Below are 18,849 nucleotides of genomic sequence, written 5' to 3' on the forward strand. Positions count from 1 at the left end.
AATGGCACGTCCGATCACGCTCTTCACCGGCCAGTGGGCCGACCTGCCCTTCGACGAGGTGTGCCGGCTGGCGTCCGAGTGGGGCTACGACGGGCTCGAGATCGCCTGCTGGGGTGACCACTTCGAGGTCGACCGGGCGCTCGCCGAGCCCGACTACGTCGAACGCAAGCGCGAACAGCTCGCCAAATACAACCTCAAGGTCTTCGCGATCTCCAACCACCTCGTCGGCCAGGCCGTCTGCGACCACCCCATCGACGAGCGCCACCAGGACATCCTGCCGGCCGCGATCTGGGGCGACGGCGACCCCGAGGGTGTACGCCGGCGCGCCGCCGATCGCATGAAGGACACCGCCCGGGCCGCGGCGAAACTCGGCGTCGACGTCGTCGTCGGCTTCACCGGGTCGTCGATCTGGCACACCGTGGCCATGTTCCCGCCCGTACCGCCGGCCATGATCGAACGCGGCTATCAGGACTTCGCGGACAGGTGGAACCCGATCCTCGACGTGTTCGACGAGGTCGGGGTGCGCTTCGCGCACGAGGTCCACCCCAGCGAGATCGCGTACGACTACTGGACCACCCGGCGCACCCTGGAAGCCATCGGCGACCGGCCCGCGTTCGGGCTCAACTGGGATCCGTCCCACTTCGTGTGGCAGGAGCTCGACCCGGTCAACTTCATCCTCGAGTTCAAGGACCGCATCTACCACGTCGACTGCAAGGACGCGAAGGTCCGCACCGGCGACGGCCGACGCGGCCGCCTCAGCTCCCACCTGCCCTGGGCCGACCTGCGCCGCGGCTGGGACTTCGTCTCCACCGGCCACGGCGACGTGCCGTGGGAGGACTGCTTCCGCGCCCTCAACGCCATCGGCTACGACGGCCCCATCTCCATCGAATGGGAGGACGCCGGCATGGACCGCCTCGTCGGCGCCCCCGAAGCCCTGCAATTCGTCCGGCGGCTCGCGTTCGACGCCCCGTCGGCCGCCTTCGACGCCGCGTTCTCGTCCTCGTCCTAGGCACGAAGAGGCCGCCCCGGGCACTTCCGGGGCGGCCTCTCGCGAGAACTCAGTACGAGCTACCGGTGGTCTTGCTGTTCGAAGCGGCGAGCGAGTCCGTCGGCGTCACATCCGACGTGCTCGAGGTGCTCGACGTGCTCGACGTGGTGTGCAGCTTCTCACCGATCTTCGACGACTGAAGCTTGTCCTTGCTCTCCGAGTAGAGCTTGTTGGCCTGCGCCTGGGCGACACCGGCGGCCTCCTGCACCGACGGGTGCTCCCACACCTTCTTGGCGTTGGCCCGGATCTCCTCGTACTTCTCCCGGCCGGCACGGCTGCCCAGGACGAAGCCCGCCGCGAGACCGGTGATGAACATCAGCTTTCCGCGCATGATGGCGGCTCCTTCCGTTCGTGACGACACGCATGCGTCGATGCGACCGCTCATACCCATCCTGCCCGCCCCGTACTCCTGCTGATCGCGATTCAGCCGGTAGCGGCGAGCCGGGGAACCCCTTCGCGAACCCCCGCACCCGTCATGTACTCTGTTCCCCGGCACCAAGCAGTACCGGTGGTGCTGAAGCAATCCCCTGTAGCTCAATTGGCAGAGCAGCCGGCTGTTAACCGGCAGGTTATTGGTTCGAGTCCAATCGGGGGAGCGAGAAGTCCTAGGGCCACCCTGTCCGCAAAACGCGCGGACTGTGGTGGCCTTCTCTCTGTGCCTGCTCCGGGGCCGAGCCCCGGAGACCCCACGGTGTCGTGGTCGCTCTGGGCGGTTTGGTTGCGCTTTACCCCTTCTGTGCCTGTACGGGGCTGAGCACCGCAATGTGACCCGTCTGGCCGGTGGCGCCGATCGTGACCGGGTGAGTCACGCTCGCTTCGCGTCGCTGCGCCGGATTGAGCCGTTCCGCCGCGGGCTTTTCACAGACCCGCGCGACCAACCACGAGACGGCAACCGGCGCGCGGTCTCACCGGCTCAATGGGGCCGGCCGTCGGCGACTGCCGACCCGTGCGATCTACCAGGAGACGGCGGCCGTCAGTGACTGCCGATCGCGCGATCTACCGCGTGACGGCAGCCGGCGCGCGGTCTCACCGGCTTAACGGGGCGGCGGTCAGTGACTGCCGACCCGCGTGACCTACCGCGTGACGGCAGCCGGCGTGCGACCTCACCGGCTCAATGGGGCTGGCGGTCAGCGATCGCAGACCCGCGTGACCTACCGCGAGGCGGCAGCCGGCGTGCGACCTCACCGGCTCAATGGGGCTGGCGGTCAGCGATCGCCGACCCGCGCGACCTACCGCGAGGCGGCAGCCGGCGCGCGACCTCACCGGCTCAATGGAGCTGGCCGTCAGCGATCGCCGACCCGCGCGACCTACCGCGAGACGGCAGCCGGCGCGTGACCTCACCGGCTTAGCGGGGCCGGCCGTCAGCAACCACCAACCCGCGCGACCGGCCTGGAATTGCCGATGGACCAACAACGAAGCGTGCCTGCGTGACCGATCTGCCCTGCCCGCACCACAGCGCGGCAGCGAACAACGACCCCAACGGCCGCAAGGGGACCACCCACGCCGACCCCGTTGCCGGCGGCGAGGGACCACCGACTGGCCGTCACCGGACACCACGCAAGGGGGAGGGCCGGGGGTGCGCACTCTCGACGTAAAAGTGCTCCTCAGTCGTGAGTGCGCACCCCCGGCCCTCCACCGTCAACCGCGAGAAAGCCCAACCCACCCAGCCGCAACGAGCCCCACCCCGCAAGCCCCGTTGGGCGGCCCCAGCCGACCATCCCGATATCCACAATCAGGGTTATCCACAGCCCATCAGCACGATCTTGCGATTGCGCACGACAATGACGCTGTCCGGGCGGGGGCCCCCTTTGGGAGGGCGGGCTGTGTGGGGACGCGGCTCAACCGGCGGGCTCGCGGAGAGCGCCGGCGCCCACAGCCACGGAAGAGTGAGGTGTAACGGCCCAGCCCCGCCACGCGCTGGTTGTGTGTGTCGACGTTGTTCGTTCGGGGAGAAGTTGACCTTGGCACAGTCGCTGTCCTGGAGGGAGATCTCGAACGCGCCATAGCTGAAGGCGGTGACCTGACCGTCGACGTGTCCGCCCTCGACTTCGTCGACATGCCCGGACTGCACGCCTTGGCCCGGGCCGCCCGGCGGATGTCGGCCGAGGGGCGTCGCCTGCGTCTACGAAATCCCCAGCCCTACCTGCGCCGGCTTCTGAGCCTGCTCGAGCTGGACCATCTGATCGCCGAGGGCTGACGAACCCGAGGGCAGGTCACTTCTTGGGCCTCTTGCTCGGCGTGGTGGCTCGTGGCGCCGGGTGGGACGGGGTCGCCTTGGGCGATTTCGAGTTGCCTCGGGGCTTCGCCGTGGGGCTCGGCTCGTCCAGCCCGCAGTAGCCGGCGACCTTCTCCTCGCCGCCGGCCGCCGTGATCAGGTCGCGGCGGTCCCGGCCGTTCATCGGCTTGCCGCCCTCCGCCGCTGTCTGCCAGGCGTCGCACCACGCGCGCGTCTGAGCCGCCGTCGTGGCCGCCGGCCCCGGTGACCGCGCGGGTGACGGCGACGGCGTCGCCGATGTGGTGCGGGACGGGCTCGGCGGGGGCGGGGTGGGGCCTGTTCTCGGTGCCGGCACGCCGAGCACCGAGAACAGGCGGTGCGCCTGCTGCTGGACGCCGGAGGGGAGACTTCCGGTGCCCGCCGCCACGGCGGTGCCACCCGCGGCCAGGAGAACCGCTCCCGTCGCGGTGCTCACGACAATTCTCCTGGCCGAGGTGTGCACCTGGACACGAAGACGTCCCTTCGGTCTCGTGGTCAGCGCAGCACGGCGGCGCTGCGCGGCGAGCGCGGCGACCATCTCCTGCTCGTTGCCGAGTTCGCCCGCTGTCCCGGGCGCCCGGACGGCGTCGAGCAGATGGTCCAGTCCCGGGCTCTCCGGTCCGGCCCGATCGCCCGCAACCAGCCGGTCGGCCTCGTCGAGGCCGCGCCGGTGTGCTCGCCATGTACGCATCGCACCGAAGAGAGCGTCGCGAAGGCGCATGCTGTTACACCTCCTCGATGGCGTGGCGGCGGGCACGCACCTGCTCGTCGGCGGCGAGGCGCCGCAGCCCCCGCATGGTGGCGATCCGCACCGCGCCCGGGCGCTTGCCCAGCACCCGGGCGGTGGTGGCGACGTCGAGCCCGGCCGCGACCCGCAACATGACCGCCTCCGCCTGGTCGATGGGGAGCTCCGCGATCCGGCTCAGCGCCCACGACGTCTCCGCGCCCTCGATCATCTCGGCGGCCGCGTCCCGGCCGGGCGGGCCCGCGTCGATCGTCTCGGCCGGGTCTTCGCGGCGCCGGCCGGCTCGCCGCAGCTCGTCGATGCCCCGGTGCCGGGCGATGCGGAACAGCCAGCCGCGGAAGGCTGCCGGGTCGCCGTCGAAGCGGTCGAGGTCGCGGGCCGCCTGGAGCCACGTTTCCGATGCCACGTCCTCGGCAGCGTCGCCGGCGACCACCCGCAGGTAGCGCAGGACCGCCGGGTTCAGCGCACGCCAGAGGACGGCGAAACCCCGCTCGTCGCCGACTCGTGCGGACGCGAGCGCGTCGGCGAGTTCGTCATCCGTCGGCAAGTAAGGCCCCCCGAAGCACAGAGGCAGCACGCTACCTGTCGATGGAACGGCGTCAAAACGGGCGTCACCCCGAGGGGGTTCCGGCGCCTTCCCGGGTGCGCAGGCCGTCCAGCGACCGTGCCACGGCGCGGTAGACCGGGTGGCCGCAGAGCACGCCCAGCGCCACGGCGATCATCGAGGCGAGCGCGGCCAGCAGGTCCTGGGAGGCCTGGGCGGAGTCCTGGCCGAAGTACTCGGTCACGCCGATCAGGCTCAGCGCACCGGGCACGAGCAGCCAGAAGCCGGGCAGGAAGCTGACCAGGGCCGGCGGTCCGGAGGGCAGGCGTTCCACCAGGTACGCGACGACGGTCAGCACCAGGGCGCCGGCGAAGCCGCTGAGGTAGCCGCCCAGCAGCAGGTTCCCGACGTACTGGCCGATCCAGCCGGCGTAGAGCACCAGGCAGAGCCAGACCAGGGTGCCGCGCGGGGCGGAGTGGGCGAGATAGCTGCCGATGCCGACGATCAGGGCGCCCAGCCACGGCGCCCACGGGCCGATGGAGCTCCGGAGGGCCTCGATCTGGGAGCCGGCCTCCGGCAGCCCGACCGTCTGGGCGGCGCCGACGATGCCGAACGCGAGCAGCAGGAGCTGCAGTACGCCGGTGACCAGCCGGCTGGCACCGGTCACCATCTCGGCGGCGGAGATCTCGACCACCGCCATGGTCAGCATCGCGCCGGGCAGGAAGGTCGCCAGCGGCGCCACCATGGCCCGCAGGTCCGCGTCGGCCCAGCCGGTGTCGGCGAGCAGGAAGGTGATCGCCGCGACGGCGAAAGAGGCCACCACCGGCATGATCATCTGTACGCTGACCCAGCGCGCCCCGACGAGCTTGAGCGCGCCCACCATCGCGCCGAACAGGGTCGCGAGGAGCAGATCGCCCCACGTGGGCTTCAGCACCAGGCAGATGCCGCCGGTGAGCACCGCGTAGCTGACGATCTGCAGGACCGGGCGGAACCGGGCCCGCATGGCGATGATCCGCTCGACCTGGCGGATGCCGTCGGCGGGTGTGGTCTCCCCGCGCTCGGCGGCCTTGAGCAGCTCGTACAGCCGTGCGGTCTGGTCGAGGCGCAGCCCGCCGCGGAGCTGTTTCGTCGGTTCGAGGGTGGCGGGGCGGCCCGGTTCGAGCGAGACGACGAGGTACGTGGGGAGCACGCTGACGCGGGCGTGCGGGGCACCGTAGACGGCGGCCACCCGCAGCAGGTGCTCCTCGATCTGGTTGACCGCCTCCCCGGCGGCGGTCAGAGCACTGCCCAGGTACAGCAAAAACTGCTGCACCTCGCGCCGTTCGTGCTGATCGTCCGCCATGCCCGCCGACGGTAGGCGCGGATCGTCCGGCGGGGATCCTCCCGTGGGAGTGAGGCCGCGCCCGGCGGGGTATGGCTTGCTCTCGGGGAGTGCTCACGGGCGTACGACTGCCATGCGTGCCTGAATCGCCTGCCCGGACCACCCACCGCCGTTAGTCTGAGCATGCCTGGTTCGTCCCCTTGTGAGGTGCCCGTGTCGCAGCCAATTGAGGTGGACGTCGTCGTCGTCGGCGGCGGTCTCGCCGGCCTTTCCGCTGCTCGGAGGCTCGATCGCGCGGGCGTCGAATGGCTGCTCGTCGAGGCTTCCGACCGCATCGGCGGCCGCGTCACCACCGACACCGTCGACGGCTGGCACCTGGACCGGGGCTTCCAGGTGCTCAACACGGCGTACCCCCGGGTGCCCGCCCTGGTCGACGTCGACGCCCTCGACATGCGTTATTTCACCCCGGGCGTGCTGGTACGCCGTTGCGGCGAACTCCACCGCCTGGAGAACCCGATCCGCGAGCCCCTGGCGGCGGCGTCCGCGCTCACCTCGGGCGTGGGCACGCTGAGCGACCGCCTCAAGTTCGCCGCCCTCGCCACCCGCTGCGCGACCCTGCCCCCGGCGAAACTGCTGGAGGCCCGCGAGACCACGACCCAGGAGTTCCTCCGCAAGGCCGGCCTGTCCCACCGCATGATCGAGGAGGTCCTGCGCCCGTTCCTCTCCGGCGTCTTCGCGGACCGCTCCCTCGACACGTCGAGTCACGTCTTCGCGATGGTGCTGCGCTCCTTCGCCCGGGGCCGCATCGGCGTTCCCGCGGCGGGCATGGCAGCCTTCCCCGCGGCGATCGCCGGCCCGCTGCCGTACCCCCAGCTGCTGATCGGCGCCCGCACCCTCTCGGTGGGCCCCGGCATGGTCGTCACCGAGGGCGGCGAGATCCGCTGCCGAGCGGTGATCGTCGCCACGGACCCACCGTCCGCCGCCGCCCTGCTGCCCGGCCTGCCCACCCCCGACATGCACGGCCTGACCACGTTCTACTTCGGCGCCGACCGGGCCCCCCTCAACGAGCCCACCCTCGTCCTGGACGGCGACCGCCGCGAGATCATCGCCAACACGGTCGTCGTCAGCAACGCGGCGCCCGAATACGCCCCCACCGGCAAGTCCCTGATAGCCGCGTCGGTGGTCGGCGTCTCGGCCCCCTCAAGCGCGTCCGAGGCAGTCATCCGCGTCGAGTTGTCCCGCCTCTACGGCGCCCCCACAGACGACTGGGAGCTGCTGGAGGTCATCAACATCCCGAACGCCTTGCCGGCGGCCCGCGTACCCCAGGCCATGCTCCGCAAGCCCGTAGACTTGGGCGACGGCTTGTTCGTGGCCGGCGACCACCGAGACAGCCCGTCGATCCAGGGCGCCCTGGCCGGCGGCTGGCGCACAGCGGGAGCGGTCCTGTCATGGCTGGGCGCCCGGGTAGGCGCGGGCCGCTAGCCTCGCGCCGCCCGCGCCGGCGCCGGAGGCCCAGGAGATCGCTGGCTGTGAACAGGGCCCACGGGTTAGGATCGCCGCCGGTAAGGGGCGGTAGCTCAGTGGGTTAGAGCAGGGGACTCATAATCCCTCGGTCGCGGGTTCGAGTCCCGCCCGCCCCACTCCACGCCTGACCTGCGTGTTCATGCTGGGTCAAATGTGGCATTGCGCGAACCGGCGCCGTTGTCCGTGGTCGGTTGACGGGAGGGCTCGCTTCCCGGTTCGGCGCGATATAGCATCTCTGCTATGGCGTGGGGAGCTGTCGAGCTGGAACCAGAGGTGGAGAAGTGGCTGGAGAGCCTGCCGACCGCTCACTTCGCCCACGCGGCGTTTTACCTCGATCTGCTCTCTGAGCAAGGCCGCTGCTGGGTGAGCCCTACACAAAGCAGCTCGACCGCAAGCTGCGCGAACTGCGATTCCACCTGGATCGCCGCGCAGTTCGGATCACGTACTGGATCGCCACCGACAGGAGGATCATCCTGTTGACGGTCTTTCACAAGACGCGCATGCGGGACGAGCGGGAGATCGACCGGGCGCGCCGGGCATTGGCGCGGTGCATCGATGAGGCGCACGAAGTCGTGGACGAGGAAGGCTAGGTCATGAGCGAAAGTGGCGGTTGGGCCGCGATGCGGGAGCGGCGGTTGTCTGAGCCCGGTGCCGCTGAGGCGTACGACGCGGCGCGCCTGGCATTCGAGCTCGGGCGTTCCGTTCGGGAGCTTCGCGAGCGCCGAGGTTGGAGCCAGACTCAACTTGCTAAGGAATCGGGAATGACGCAGTCCGCGGTCGCCCGATTCGAGGCTGGCGGGACCGTTCCGACCTTGATGGTGCTGGAGCGGCTGGCGGCGGCCCTGGACGTGAGTCTCAAAGTGGGGTTCGAGCCGCGTGGTGCGGCCGCTTGAGCCGGCCGGTACTCGCGCCACAGCGTCCAAACCGCTCATCGCGTCCCACTTTGTGGCCGTGACCTGGCCAAACAATCCATCAGCGGTCACCGATGACAACGGTGGTGGGGTGTGTGTGCGGCGGTTCTCTATCCTGCGCGGGTGTCTTCGCTCAGTGATGCCGAGCTCGATGCCTTGATCGCCGAGGCGGTCGTGGATTGCTATGACGAGTATGAACAGCTCAGTGGCCTGTTCGCCATGATTGAGGGCGATCTGGCGTTGCCGTTCGAGACCGAGGTTCTCGGTGTGCCGGTGGTGGTCCGGAAGGTGGATTTGCGTTTGTCGGGGATCGTGGCGATCTGCCATCGTGCCCGGCTGCGGCAGGCGATCGGGATTCTGGATCTTCCGCTGCCGGATCCCGCGCCGGATGGTGCGCAGTGGATCGAGGCGTACCGGTGGTGGGCGGCCGCACAATGAGCGAGTACCAGTACTACGAGTTCGTAGCGCTTGACGAGGCTTTGACGGCGAAGCAGCAGGGCGAGTTGCGGGCGGTGTCGTCGCGGGGGCGGATCACGTCGTCGAGTTTCGTCAACGACTACCAGTGGGGCGATCTCAAGGCCGATCCGGCCAAGTGGATGGAACGGTACTTCGACGCGCACCTGTATCTGGCGAACTGGGGCACTCGGCGGATCATGCTGAGACTGCCCCGAGCGGTGCTGGACCCGGAAACGGCGGAGAGTTTCTGTGTCGGCGACTCGGCAGTCTCCTGGGCGACCCGTACCCATGTGATCCTCGATCTTCGCAGTGAGGACGAGGACGGCGACGACGAATGGTGGGACGAGGAAGGACGACTCGCGGCGATCGTGCCGGTCCGGGCGGAGTTGGCCGGCGGTGATCGACGGCTGCTATATCTGGCTTGGCTGCTGTGTGTGCAGAACCGTGAGTTGAATGATGAGGAGCCGGAGCCTCCGGTCCCGGCCGGGCTGGCGAAGCTGAGCGGGCCGTTGCGGGCCTTGGCCGACTTCCTTCGCCTGGATCCCGATCTGCTGGACGCGGCGGCGACGGCGAGCCGGCCGTTGAAGGAGAAGGAGCCTTCCGCCGCCGACACGCGCCGATGGGTCAAGTCCCTGCCGACGGCGGACAAGGACGAGGTGCTGCTGCGGGTGTTGCGTGGTGATGCCGGGTTGCTGCGGTCGGAGTTGCTGCGGCGGTTCCACGGCGTGACGGAGGAGTCGCCTGCCGGAGACGGGCGGACCGCCGGGGAACTGCTCGCCGCCGCTGAGGAACGCTGGGCCGCACGGCAGCAGCAGAAGCGGGAACGAGAAGCGGCCGAGCTGCAGCGTCGTGAGGAGGCGGCGGCCGCGGCACGCGAGGAGCGTCTGGACAAGCTGGCACGGAACCCGGTCCGAGCCTGGGATCAAGTGGACGAGTTGATCGCGACGAAGCGTCCGAAGGACTACGACGCGGCGGTGGCACTGCTTTTGGATCTTCAGGCGCTGGCGGTACGGGAGGGTGACATCTTCGAGTTCGCGGAGCAGATGACCCGGCTGCGGGAGCGTCATGCGCGGAAGCCGAGCCTGATCGACCGCTTCGACCGAGCCCGGCTTGACTGATTCGGCTGCCGGGGTGGCGGCGGTCGGCGTGTGAAGATTGGCCGGTGGTGTCCGTTGACGCGGTGACTGATGACGAGGTCGCGCGGCTGCGTCGTGAGCTGGAGCGGTTACGGGCGGAGAACCATCGGCTGTCGCGTCTGCTGGAACTACGAGGCCAGGGCACCGCGCCGGCTCCGGAGCAACTCGCCGCGATGGCCACACCGGGGCCGGTCACGATGGCGTCGCCGGTGCCGGAGAAGCTGGCGTTCTACGCCAACCTGTTCCGGGGGCGGCGGGATGCTTATGCGAAGCGATGGGAGAACAGCCGGCTCGGCACGGCGGGGTGGTCTCCCGCGGTGGCGGGTGGCTGGCGCAAGGGGATGGACCGGCGCACGGCGGCATATCTGCCGCTCACCGCGGAGGTGGTTGCCGCTCATCTCGTCGGTGACGTGTTCATGGGTCTGTATCCGCTGCTCACCGACAACACCTGCCAGTTCCTGGCCGCGGATTTCGACGGCAGCACTGCGATGCTCGACGCGTTGGCCTACTGCAAGGCTGCCCGGGCCGGTGGTGTCCCGGCGGCTTTGGAGATCTCCCAGTCGGGACGCGGCGCGCATGCATGGATCTTCTTCACCGGCCCGATTCCCGCGACCACGGCCCGATCGGTCGGAACGGTCCTGCTGCATGAGGCCATGGTGCTGCGCGGCTCGATGGACCTGCGCTCGTACGATCGCCTGTTCCCGAACCAGGACGTCCTACCCGACGGAGGCTTCGGCAACCTGATCGCGGCACCGCTGCAGGGTCGGCGCCGCAAAGACGGCCTGACGCTCTTTCTCGACCTGGCGACCCTGGAGCCATACGAGGACCAGTGGGCCTTCCTGTCGGTCCTCGACCGGCTCAGCCCCGGCGACGCGGAAAGAGTCGCCCGTCGCGCGAAACAGGCCGTCGTCGGCGCCGGTGTGGCGAAGATGAGTAGGTCGGATGCCACCAAAGTCCACCCGCCGCTGCCAACGAGGGTGCAGGCGGATCTCGCGGCGGGCCTGGGTATCGACATCTCGCAACTGCCGGCGGCCGCGTTGGCCACGTTCAAGCACGCGGCCTCGCTGGCCAATCCGAAGTTCTACGAGCTGCAGCGGCTTCGCAAGTCGACCTGGGAGACGCCGCGCTTCCTTCGGGGCTACGACATCACGCTGGACGGCCGCCTGGTTCTCCCGCGCGGGTTGCGGCACGCTGTCGGACGAATCGTCGACGAGGCCGGATCCCGGCTGGTGATCACGGATACGCGGGATGCCGGCAAGGAGATCGAGGTTGCTTTCACCGCCGAACTGACCACCAGGCAGAGCGCCGGGGTGAGTGCGATGCTCGCCCACGACGACGGCATGCTGGTGGCTCCACCGGGCTCCGGCAAGACCGTCATGGCCTGCGCGATGATCGCCGAACGCGCCACCTCGACCCTCATTCTCGTCGATCGCAAAGCGTTGGCCGAACAGTGGCGATCGCGCATCGAGCAGTTCCTCGGCGTACGACCGGGCCAGATCGGCGGCGGCCGGCGCAAGCTCACCGGTGTGGTGGATATCGCGATGCTTCCATCGCTGGCCCGGCGTGCCGACGTCGCGGACCTCACCGCCGGGTACGGGCACGTAATCGTCGACGAATGTCATCACCTTGCAGCGGCCGCATACGACCACGCGGTCAAGCGGATCGGCGCGCAGTTCTGGCTCGGGCTCACCGCGACACCGGCCCGCCGCGACGGCCTCGGGGAGCTTGTGACCTGGCAGCTCGGCCCCGTTCGGCACACCGTGACCGACGAGGATCCGGACACGCTCGCCGCCGTCTGGCAGGACGAGACCGGTCCTCGCCGCCTGTTGTTCGTGCACGACACCCACTTCCGCGCTGATGAGGAGGACCTGTCGTCACCGGGCGCACTGGCGGCCGTGCACCGCTCCCTGATCGAAGACGAAGCGCGAAACGCCCAGATCGTCGACGATGTCGCAGCTGCCCTCGCCAAGGGGCGCAACTGTCTCGTGCTGACCCGTCGGGTCGCCCACGTCGAAACTCTGGCTTCGCTCCTCGCGGATCGCGGACATCAAGCGATCCTGTTGCAAGGCGGCATGACCGCAGCGGATCGGCGTGCGGCAGTCGACCGGCTCGCCGAGGCGAAGGCCGGCGACGGGATCCTGGTCATCGGCACCACGCCGTTCATCGGCGAAGGTTTCGATGCACCCGTACTCGACACCCTGTTCCTGGCCGGGCCGATCTCCTTCGACGGCCTGCTGATCCAATGCGCCGGCCGGGTCATCCGCGCGGCACCCGGCAAAGCCCTCGCGGAGGTGCACGACTACCACGACCCGGAGACGCCGATCCTGGCCGTTTCGCTGCAGCGCCGTATGCCCGGCTATCGGGCGCTGGGCTTCGCCAAGTCCTAGCGGCTTTCGGATTTTTCGAATAGCGGTATGCTGACTCCATGTCGAGCACCCTGCGTGAACGAACCGTTCTGCCGCCCGAGGATCCCGCCGATCTGGTGCGTTTCGCGCGGGGTATGGCCGACGCCGAAGCCCCCGAGCGAGCGAAGCTGGTGGGCCCGGACGGCTCGCAGCTCGAGATCCCCGCCGAGCTCTACGAACTGCTGCGTGACGTCGTCGGTGCCCTGTCACAGGGGATGGCCATCACGATCGCCCCGCACAACACGATGCTGACCACCCAAGAGGCCGCTGACCTGCTCAACATCTCCCGGCCCACGCTGGTCCGCCTGCTCACCGACGGCGAGATTCCGCACAGCCTGCGCGGCCGGCATCGACGAGTCCTGCTGCGTGACATCCTCGACTACTCCGAGCGCACCCGCACCGAACGCCGCCGAGCCCTGGACCAGATGGCCGCCGACGCCGAGGACGACGACCTGTACGAGATCACCCTCGACTCCCCGCCATCGCGGTGACAGCCGGTCATGGTGGCGTTCCCGGCGTTCCTTGACACCTGCGTGCTCTACCCCGCCTACCTGTGCGACACCCTGCTTCGCCTAGCCGAAGCCTCCGCGTACCGGCCGCTCTGGTCAGCCGACGTCTTCGCCGAACTGCGCCGCAACCTCATCGACCGTGGCCTGCCACCGGATCGGGTCGATCGGCGGCTCGGCCAGATGAGCCGGTCATTCCCTGACGCCCTGGTCACCGGCTACGAGTCAATCATCGACGGCATGACGAACCATCCGAAGGACCGGCACGTTCTAGCCGCCGCCGTACGCGCCAACGCCGAAGTCATCGTCACCTTCAACCTCAGCGACTTCCCCGAGCCGGCCCTCAAGCCCTACGACATCGCCGCAATCCACCCCGACGACTTCCTCCTCGACCAACTCGATCTCTACCCCGGCTTGACCATGGACGTGCTCCGCCACCAAGCCGCGTCCTACCGGCGAACGCCGAACACCGTTCCGGAGATCCTTGTCCTTCTGCAACGCACCGGCGTGCCCAGATTCGCCGCTGAAGTACGACGCCATCTCGGCCCTTCGGCTTGGTAGCGGAGCCGTCCGAGGCAGCTGACGGCGAGCGTAAACCAGGCTAACCGGCTGACCTTGTGCCCCTTGAGCTGGTCAAACGTCCTGCGAGCGGTGGGCCCGGGAAGGCCGTGATGTGGTTCGCGTGGTGCAACGTCCGGCCCGCTCCACGCCTGGCCCGCATGTTGATGCTGGTCGAATGTGGCATTGGGCGAACCGCGGGTCGTCGAGCGGTGGGCCAGTGGGTGGCTCGGCGCGGCGTGGTCGGACGCCTCCGTCACGATGAGGAGGGCTTTCTCGACTTGCGGGCGCTGGTCTGGTCGCGATGCCGGTCGTATCTTCCGGACGTCCGTGACTGGCGGTCGATGGGCGATGAGGAACGGGAGCGTCTGCTGGACGGGTTCGCGCCGGCGGACGACACGGTCGCCAGGTCGCTGGCCGATGTGTTCCTGGACTACGGGGACGGCTACATGACCAGTGGCACGCTGTGCTGGAGCCCGGCACAGGTGGGCTTGTTCCTGGCCGACTGGCTGCCGCGCAAGGCGGCGCTGAACGAACAGCAGCGTGCCGCGTTGCCGGAGGTGTTGCGGCGCTTGGGGGGCTGTCGAGGGAGCAATGCGGGGACCGAACGCCTCGGTCGGCGACTGATCGACTGATTACTCGAACGAGGTACCCCGTGACTATGTCGTTCTGACGGCTCGTACGTTGGTGGCATGTCGATGGTTGATGCCGCGCTGCTACGACGGGCCGGTGACCTCAAGGGCGAGCTCGTGGCGTTCTCTCGGCAGCCACGCTACGACCGGGCCGTGTCGAGGTTCCTGGCGGAGTACGGCAACGGCCTGGAAGACGCCGACGAGCTGCAGTGGATGCTGCTCTGGGACTGCTTCGTGCTGGAGCACAGGCTGGCGAACGGCCGGACGGTGGTGGATCAATTCGTTGATGCCCGGCCGGACCTGCCGGAGGCCGAGCGGCAGATGGTGCTCGGCTGGCGTGATGTCGTTCAGGGCCCGTTCGAGGTGAAGCGACAGGACGGGCCTGTGCTCGTGGTGGAGAGCCTGGTCGACGACCTGACTTACCGGGTCCGGTCGAACATGGGACCGGCGGTGTTCCGGCGGACGCCGCGGCGCTCGTTCCTCATCGCCCGGCTGGTGGCGGTCGGTGACGAGTGGATGTTGAGCGGGCCGATCCAGATACTGCGGGCGAGCGAGCGGGACTTCGCCTGTCAGCTTGCGCTGGACATGTCGTTGCGTACGCCGGAGGCGGTGTTCCGGAATCCGGAGAAGCTGGCGCAGGCGTGGGAACATCAGCGTGCTGACCGGGCACGGTTCGTCGATTTCTTCGGCACCGATCTGTTGGTGGTGCCGGGGGAACAGGTGCAGGAGCGACTCGACGGCTACCACACGTACTGCCGTGACACGGTTCTGGGGCCGGAACCGAAGACCGTTCCGCCCGCGGTGTCGATGTCGTTGCCCTCGGACCTGACCGACGCGGAAACGGTGGGGCTGATCTACGACGAGACGGACGGCCTGGGCTTCTACGCCGATTTCGGGCTTGTCGAGCAGGCTTTCGCGAACCCGGAACTGCTGCGGCGCCGCCGGTGGCGCGAGCAGACGATGTCCTATGTCGAGGACGACAGTGTGGAGCCGATGGTCCTGCGCCGCCTGGCCGGAAGGGATCCGGAGAAGGCGACTGTCGTCTTCCGGCGGTTGCTGAAACGGCCACGCTTCGACTGGGACCGGGACGGCGAGCAGCTGATGCGTGAGGTCAAACCGGGCTATTTCGATCGGCCGCCGCGTCCGCGAGTGAGCCCACTCAGCGAGCGCCTGGCAGAGTTCGCCAAACGTCGCTGACCAGGCGGTGGCTCGGCCGGCTAGCCGTTGCCTGACGCGAGACCGTCGCGCTGGGGGGCGACGCGGTCGCGGATGCTGTCGAGCACCGCCTCGGCCGCCCACGCGGCCGCGTCGGCGATGTCTCGCCGGTCCATACCGAACTCGCGGCGGAACGTCACCCAGGTCCCGACGGAGTCCAGGTGCGACAGCGCCGCGATGACCGCCCGGCGCTGCGCCGCGTCGAGGGAGGGCACCTCCGCGTCGAGGAGCCGCTCGAGCTGCGCCCGGCTGGGCGACGGGGCCGCGCCGCTGACGCCGCGCATCGCCGTTTCGGCGACGACGTGTGCGAGTTCCGGCCGCGCGTCGTACCGCTGCATCGCGTCGCGGATGGCGAGGGGGACGTCGAAGATCGAATGTGATTCCTCGCGGGCGAACAGCGTCGCCTCGATCCACGCTGCCGTCGCCAGGAGCAGGTCGACGCGCGTGGGGTAGTTGCGGAACACGGTGCGCTCGGCGATGCCGGCCCGGCGCGCGATGACCCGGTACGACACGTCGTCGCTGCCGACCTCTTCGATCAGCTCGGCGAAGGCGGCGAGGATCGCCTCCTGCGTGCCGCTCAGCTCGGGGACGGTCACGGCCGCGCCCATGTCGCGGAGGAGGGCAGCTTGGCGAGCACCGAGTCGACGGCGTGGTCGAACGCGTCGCAGATCTCGGCGGCATCCAGGTCGAAGCCCGTGCGCAGGCGCGCCCAGAACATCGCCGACGAGAAGTAGCGCAGGGATGCCGCGACGCGCCGCCGGTCCCGTCGATTGAGCGTCGGCGCCGCCACGTCGAGCATCGCCTCGATCGCCCGGGTGATGTAGGCCGGCTCGGTGTCGAGCGTCGGTGATATCGCGGAGGCTCGCGCGCCGACGTGCGCGTACGCGGGCGACGCGTCGAAGGCCCGGAAGCGCTCGTGCACGGCGGCGCGGAAGTCGGACACGGTCACGAACGGCGGCAGCGGGAAGCAGGTCTGCTCGATCCAGTTCGAGAGCGCGGCGAGCAGGTGCGGGCGCGTGGGGTACTGGCGGTAGATCGTGCGCTCCGAGATGCCGACCTCGTCGGCGAGGGCGCGGTAGGAGATGTCGTCGAACGTGCGCTCGCGGAGCAGCACCGCCGCGCTCGCGAGAATCGCGGTCGCGGTGTCGACCGGCTCCTCCATCACGTCTCCCCCCGTCGTTGGGATGCCCTGCGGGCAGCCGCCCAGCGCGGGGGCCCGGTGACCTCCGGCGGGAGCACGTAGCGATCGGAATCGTCGAGCGCGAGCGCCAGTGACGAGACGTACTGCACCTCGCCGCGCGGTCCTCTCTCAGCCGAGGCCAGCATATCCGGGCGCTCGAACGTATACCCGGTGACGTGGCAGCGGAGCCGCTCGCTGGAGGGGTTGCCGTGCTCGTCGAACCGGGGGGAGTCGATGCCGTCGGAGCGGCGGCGCAGGTAGTAACGCCCCCGCGTGGCGATGGCCATGACCGGTGTGGCCACGAACGCCACTCCGATCGCGATGAGCACCGAGAACGGCTTGACGGTGGCGCCGAGCAGGCCGGCGAACGCGAGCAGCGACAGCAGCGAGGCCAGCCCCACCGACACGAGCCCCACCGGGTTCCAGTCGTGCAGCATGCCGCGGCGGAACTCGGGGAAGCGCGGCGAGATGTGCAGCACCCGCTTGTTGATCGCGATATCGGTGGCGATCGTCACCAGCCACGCCATGACGACGTTCGCGTAGAGGCTCAGCACGAAGGAGATGAGGGTGAAGACGTCCAGCATCATGAGCACGTAGGCGATCACCAGGTTGAACAGCACGAAGATCGTACGACCGGGGTAGTGCTTCGCCATCCGGGTGAAGACGTTCGACCAGGCGAGCGAGCCCGAGTACGCGTTCGTCACGTTGATCTTCACCTGCGCGACCACGATGAGCACCAGGGCGAGAACGATCGCGAGCCAGTCGGGGATGAGGGTCTGGTACATCACGACGAACTGCTTGACCGGCTCGGTCGCCTGGTGGCCGAGACTGGGTTCGACCCGCACGAGGAGGTAGACGGCGAGGAACACCCCGATCACCTGCTTGGTGCCGCTGAAGATGACCCAGCCCGGGCCGGAGAACACGAAGGACGTCCACCACGAGCGCGAGTTCGCGGGCGTGCGCGGCGGCATCGCGCGGATGTAGTCGATCTGCTCCGCCAGTTGCGGGGTGAGGGCGAAGCACACCGCCGCACTCGAGACCACGGCGCCGAAGCTGATCGAGCCGTCGGAGTTGCCGGGGAACGAGGTGAAGGCGCGCACCGCCTCGGGGTCGGAGACGACGATCCACAGCAGCGGCAGCAGGGCGAGGGCGAGCCACAGGGGTGTGGTCCAGAACTGCAGGCGCTCCAGCGCGCGCATGCCGTAGATGACGATGGGGATCACGACCACGGTCGAGACGAGATAGCCGAGCCACAGCGGCATCCCGGTCGCCAGCTGGAGTCCCTGCGCCATGATGGCGCCTTCCAGGGCGAAGAAGATGCAGGTGAAGCCGGCGAAGACCACGGTCGTGATGATGGAGCCGTAGTAGCCGAAACCCGCGCCACGCGCGATGAGGTCGAGGTCGAGGTTGTAGCGGGCGGCGTAGTAGGCGACGGGCACGCCGACGATGACGATGATGACCGACGCGAACACGATGCCGAGCACGGCGTTGCGGGTGCCGTGGTCGATGCCGATGCTCGCGCCGATCGAGAAGTCGGCGAGGAACGCGATGGAACCGAGAGCGGTCGCGCCGACGGAGGCCGCGCTCCAGCGCCGGAAGGTGCGCGGCACGTAACGGAAGGCGTAGTCCTCCAGACTGTCCTCTGCGGCCGCACGCGCGTTGTCCGTCGACACAGGGCATCGTCGCTGCCCGATGTTACGGCGGTATTGCGGGCACGGGTCATAGCGGCTCAGATCGCCATGGCGGCTCGCACGGTGGAGGTGGCTGCCTTGCCGCCCTCGCCGGTCTGGGTGACGTGACCGGAGGCGAGCACGACGTACCGCTCGGCCGCCTCCAGGGCGAAGCCGATGTGCTGCTCCACGAGCAGCACGTTCATGCCCGCAGCGGCCAGCTCCATGATGGTCTGCTCGATCTCGGCGACGATCGTCGGCTGGATGCCCTCGGTCGGCTCGTCGAGGATGAGCAGTTTCGGCTCGGTGATCAGGGCACGGGCGATCGCGAGCTGCTGGCGCTGCCCGCCGGAGAGCAGGCCCGCCTTGCGGGTGGCGAACTGCTCCAGCGCCGGGAAACGCGCCAGCTGGGCGTCGATGAGGGCCTTGCGCCGCCGGCGTCCGTCGGCGGCGAGCTGCAGATTCTCCAGCGTCGTGAGCTGACCGAACGACTGCTGACCCTGCGGCACGTACGCCATGCCGCGAGCCACCCGCTGGTTGGGGGCGAGCGAGGTGATGTCCTCGCCGTCGAACACCACCCGGCCCTTCGACGGCTTGATCAGGCCGATGGCGAGACGCAGCAGGGTCGACTTGCCGGCGCCGTTGTGACCGAGCACGGCCACCACGTCGGCGGACGGCACCGTCACCCCGTGCAGCACCTGGGTGCGCCCGTAACCGGCCTTGATGTCGGTGAGTTCCAGCATG

Annotated in this window: 20 protein-coding genes and 2 tRNA genes; 14 read left to right on the top strand and 8 right to left on the bottom strand. The window is 69.2% G+C overall.

The window, feature by feature from the left end; all coding sequences use genetic code 11:
* Position 1 precedes the first annotated feature (1 nt).
* Entirely contained in the window at positions 2–1,009 is a 1,008-nt protein-coding gene (locus tag Ade02nite_RS21260; RefSeq protein WP_203766249.1) for a sugar phosphate isomerase/epimerase family protein, read from the top strand.
* Positions 1,010–1,058: 49 nt separating this feature from the next.
* Here Ade02nite_RS21260 and Ade02nite_RS21265 read toward each other — a convergent pair whose 3' ends face one another.
* Positions 1,059–1,379: a hypothetical protein gene (locus tag Ade02nite_RS21265; RefSeq protein ID WP_203766251.1), complete on the bottom strand. Its 321-nt coding sequence runs from the start codon at positions 1,377–1,379 to the stop codon at positions 1,059–1,061.
* Positions 1,380–1,571: 192 nt separating this feature from the next.
* Between Ade02nite_RS21265 and Ade02nite_RS21270 the strand changes: the two genes are divergently transcribed.
* Positions 1,572–1,644 (top strand) — tRNA-Asn (locus Ade02nite_RS21270).
* Positions 1,645–2,975: 1,331 nt separating this feature from the next.
* Positions 2,976–3,245, top strand: coding sequence for an STAS domain-containing protein (locus tag Ade02nite_RS21275; protein WP_203766253.1), 270 nt, complete (start codon positions 2,976–2,978; stop codon positions 3,243–3,245).
* Positions 3,246–3,261: 16 nt separating this feature from the next.
* Here the strand turns inward: Ade02nite_RS21275 and Ade02nite_RS21280 are convergent, their stop codons facing one another.
* The 3 genes from Ade02nite_RS21280 to Ade02nite_RS21290 all read right to left on the bottom strand — a co-directional run bounded on the left by Ade02nite_RS21280 (position 3,262) and on the right by Ade02nite_RS21290 (position 5,933).
* Positions 3,262–3,993: a hypothetical protein gene (locus Ade02nite_RS21280; RefSeq protein WP_203766255.1), complete on the bottom strand. Its 732-nt coding sequence runs from the start codon at positions 3,991–3,993 to the stop codon at positions 3,262–3,264.
* Positions 3,994–4,027: 34 nt separating this feature from the next.
* The gene (locus Ade02nite_RS21285; RefSeq protein WP_203766257.1) at positions 4,028–4,594 is read right to left on the bottom strand and encodes an RNA polymerase sigma factor; all 567 of its coding nucleotides are present in this window, start codon (positions 4,592–4,594) and stop codon (positions 4,028–4,030) included.
* A 64-nt stretch (positions 4,595–4,658) separates the two neighbouring features.
* On the bottom strand, positions 4,659–5,933 hold the full coding sequence (locus Ade02nite_RS21290) for a threonine/serine exporter family protein (protein ID WP_203766265.1): 1,275 nt from the start codon (positions 5,931–5,933) through the stop codon (positions 4,659–4,661).
* Between the two features lie 192 nt (positions 5,934–6,125).
* On the opposite strand from Ade02nite_RS21290, the gene Ade02nite_RS21295 reads away from it, so the two are divergent.
* The 11 genes from Ade02nite_RS21295 (at position 6,126) to Ade02nite_RS21345 (ending at position 15,237) form a co-directional block, all read left to right on the top strand.
* On the top strand, positions 6,126–7,394 hold the full coding sequence (locus Ade02nite_RS21295) for an NAD(P)/FAD-dependent oxidoreductase (RefSeq protein ID WP_239168935.1): 1,269 nt from the start codon (positions 6,126–6,128) through the stop codon (positions 7,392–7,394).
* A gap of 84 nt (positions 7,395–7,478) precedes the next feature.
* Positions 7,479–7,552: transfer RNA gene (locus tag Ade02nite_RS21300), tRNA-Ile, on the top strand.
* Positions 7,553–7,795: 243 nt separating this feature from the next.
* Positions 7,796–8,026: a type II toxin-antitoxin system RelE/ParE family toxin gene (locus Ade02nite_RS21305; protein ID WP_275409935.1), complete on the top strand. Its 231-nt coding sequence runs from the start codon at positions 7,796–7,798 to the stop codon at positions 8,024–8,026.
* A 30-nt stretch (positions 8,027–8,056) separates the two neighbouring features.
* Positions 8,057–8,329, top strand: a complete 273-nt coding sequence (locus tag Ade02nite_RS21310; protein ID WP_239168949.1) for a helix-turn-helix domain-containing protein — start codon at positions 8,057–8,059, stop codon at positions 8,327–8,329.
* Positions 8,330–8,470: 141 nt separating this feature from the next.
* Positions 8,471–8,785 carry a hypothetical protein gene (locus Ade02nite_RS21315; protein WP_203766281.1) on the top strand — a complete coding sequence of 105 codons (315 nt, stop codon included), beginning with the start codon at positions 8,471–8,473 and terminating at the stop codon, positions 8,783–8,785.
* Complete coding sequence (locus Ade02nite_RS21320) at positions 8,782–9,921, top strand: hypothetical protein (RefSeq protein WP_203766283.1); 1,140 nt, start codon at positions 8,782–8,784, stop codon at positions 9,919–9,921. Before Ade02nite_RS21315 ends, Ade02nite_RS21320 begins: the two co-directional genes overlap by 4 nt.
* Before the next feature lie 44 nt (positions 9,922–9,965).
* On the top strand, positions 9,966–12,326 hold the full coding sequence (locus Ade02nite_RS21325; RefSeq protein ID WP_239168936.1) for a DEAD/DEAH box helicase: 2,361 nt from the start codon (positions 9,966–9,968) through the stop codon (positions 12,324–12,326).
* A gap of 38 nt (positions 12,327–12,364) precedes the next feature.
* Positions 12,365–12,835 carry a helix-turn-helix domain-containing protein gene (locus Ade02nite_RS21330; RefSeq protein ID WP_203766285.1) on the top strand — a complete coding sequence of 157 codons (471 nt, stop codon included), beginning with the start codon at positions 12,365–12,367 and terminating at the stop codon, positions 12,833–12,835.
* Between the two features lie 9 nt (positions 12,836–12,844).
* Positions 12,845–13,411 (top strand): PIN domain-containing protein, encoded by a 567-nt coding sequence (locus Ade02nite_RS21335; protein WP_239168937.1) that lies wholly within the window; start codon positions 12,845–12,847, stop codon positions 13,409–13,411.
* A gap of 158 nt (positions 13,412–13,569) precedes the next feature.
* A complete protein-coding gene (locus Ade02nite_RS21340; RefSeq protein ID WP_203766287.1) occupies positions 13,570–14,043 on the top strand; it encodes a hypothetical protein in 474 nt (157 codons plus the stop codon).
* Between the two features lie 57 nt (positions 14,044–14,100).
* Complete coding sequence (locus tag Ade02nite_RS21345) at positions 14,101–15,237, top strand: hypothetical protein (protein ID WP_203766289.1); 1,137 nt, start codon at positions 14,101–14,103, stop codon at positions 15,235–15,237.
* A 20-nt stretch (positions 15,238–15,257) separates the two neighbouring features.
* Here Ade02nite_RS21345 and Ade02nite_RS21350 read toward each other — a convergent pair whose 3' ends face one another.
* The 4 genes from Ade02nite_RS21350 to Ade02nite_RS21365 are packed head-to-tail and all read right to left on the bottom strand — an operon-like array spanning position 15,258 to position 18,848.
* Positions 15,258–15,863 (bottom strand): TetR/AcrR family transcriptional regulator, encoded by a 606-nt coding sequence (locus tag Ade02nite_RS21350; protein WP_203766291.1) that lies wholly within the window; start codon positions 15,861–15,863, stop codon positions 15,258–15,260.
* Positions 15,848–16,417 carry a TetR/AcrR family transcriptional regulator gene (locus Ade02nite_RS21355; protein WP_203766293.1) on the bottom strand — a complete coding sequence of 190 codons (570 nt, stop codon included), beginning with the start codon at positions 16,415–16,417 and terminating at the stop codon, positions 15,848–15,850. Before Ade02nite_RS21355 ends, Ade02nite_RS21350 begins: the two co-directional genes overlap by 16 nt.
* Complete coding sequence (locus Ade02nite_RS21360; protein ID WP_203766300.1) at positions 16,417–18,108, bottom strand: purine-cytosine permease family protein; 1,692 nt, start codon at positions 18,106–18,108, stop codon at positions 16,417–16,419. Before Ade02nite_RS21360 ends, Ade02nite_RS21355 begins: the two co-directional genes overlap by 1 nt.
* A gap of 56 nt (positions 18,109–18,164) precedes the next feature.
* The gene (locus tag Ade02nite_RS21365; protein WP_203766318.1) at positions 18,165–18,848 is read right to left on the bottom strand and encodes an ATP-binding cassette domain-containing protein; all 684 of its coding nucleotides are present in this window, start codon (positions 18,846–18,848) and stop codon (positions 18,165–18,167) included.
* Between the last annotated feature and the right edge of the window lies 1 nt (position 18,849).

The sequence above is a fragment of the Paractinoplanes deccanensis genome (assembly GCF_016862115.1).
Taxonomy (GTDB): domain Bacteria; phylum Actinomycetota; class Actinomycetes; order Mycobacteriales; family Micromonosporaceae; genus Actinoplanes; species Actinoplanes deccanensis.

Bases quoted from the DNA above. Each gene is read 5' to 3' on its own strand.
- Ade02nite_RS21260 (WP_203766249.1), top strand. From the start codon at position 2: ATGGCACGTCCGATCACGCTCTTCACCGGCCAGTGGGCCGACCTGCCC.
- Ade02nite_RS21265 (WP_203766251.1), bottom strand. From the start codon at position 1,379: ATGCGCGGAAAGCTGATGTTCATCACCGGTCTCGCGGCGGGCTTCGTC.
- Ade02nite_RS21280 (WP_203766255.1), bottom strand. From the start codon at position 3,993: ATGCGTACATGGCGAGCACACCGGCGCGGCCTCGACGAGGCCGACCGG.
- Ade02nite_RS21290 (WP_203766265.1), bottom strand. From the start codon at position 5,933: ATGGCGGACGATCAGCACGAACGGCGCGAGGTGCAGCAGTTTTTGCTG.
- Ade02nite_RS21310 (WP_239168949.1), top strand. From the start codon at position 8,057: ATGCGGGAGCGGCGGTTGTCTGAGCCCGGTGCCGCTGAGGCGTACGAC.
- Ade02nite_RS21320 (WP_203766283.1), top strand. From the start codon at position 8,782: ATGAGCGAGTACCAGTACTACGAGTTCGTAGCGCTTGACGAGGCTTTG.
- Ade02nite_RS21330 (WP_203766285.1), top strand. From the start codon at position 12,365: ATGTCGAGCACCCTGCGTGAACGAACCGTTCTGCCGCCCGAGGATCCC.
- Ade02nite_RS21335 (WP_239168937.1), top strand. From the start codon at position 12,845: ATGGTGGCGTTCCCGGCGTTCCTTGACACCTGCGTGCTCTACCCCGCC.
- Ade02nite_RS21340 (WP_203766287.1), top strand. From the start codon at position 13,570: ATGTTGATGCTGGTCGAATGTGGCATTGGGCGAACCGCGGGTCGTCGA.
- Ade02nite_RS21345 (WP_203766289.1), top strand. From the start codon at position 14,101: ATGTCGATGGTTGATGCCGCGCTGCTACGACGGGCCGGTGACCTCAAG.
- Ade02nite_RS21350 (WP_203766291.1), bottom strand. From the start codon at position 15,863: ATGGGCGCGGCCGTGACCGTCCCCGAGCTGAGCGGCACGCAGGAGGCG.
- Ade02nite_RS21355 (WP_203766293.1), bottom strand. From the start codon at position 16,417: ATGGAGGAGCCGGTCGACACCGCGACCGCGATTCTCGCGAGCGCGGCG.
- Ade02nite_RS21365 (WP_203766318.1), bottom strand. From the start codon at position 18,848: ATGCTGGAACTCACCGACATCAAGGCCGGTTACGGGCGCACCCAGGTG.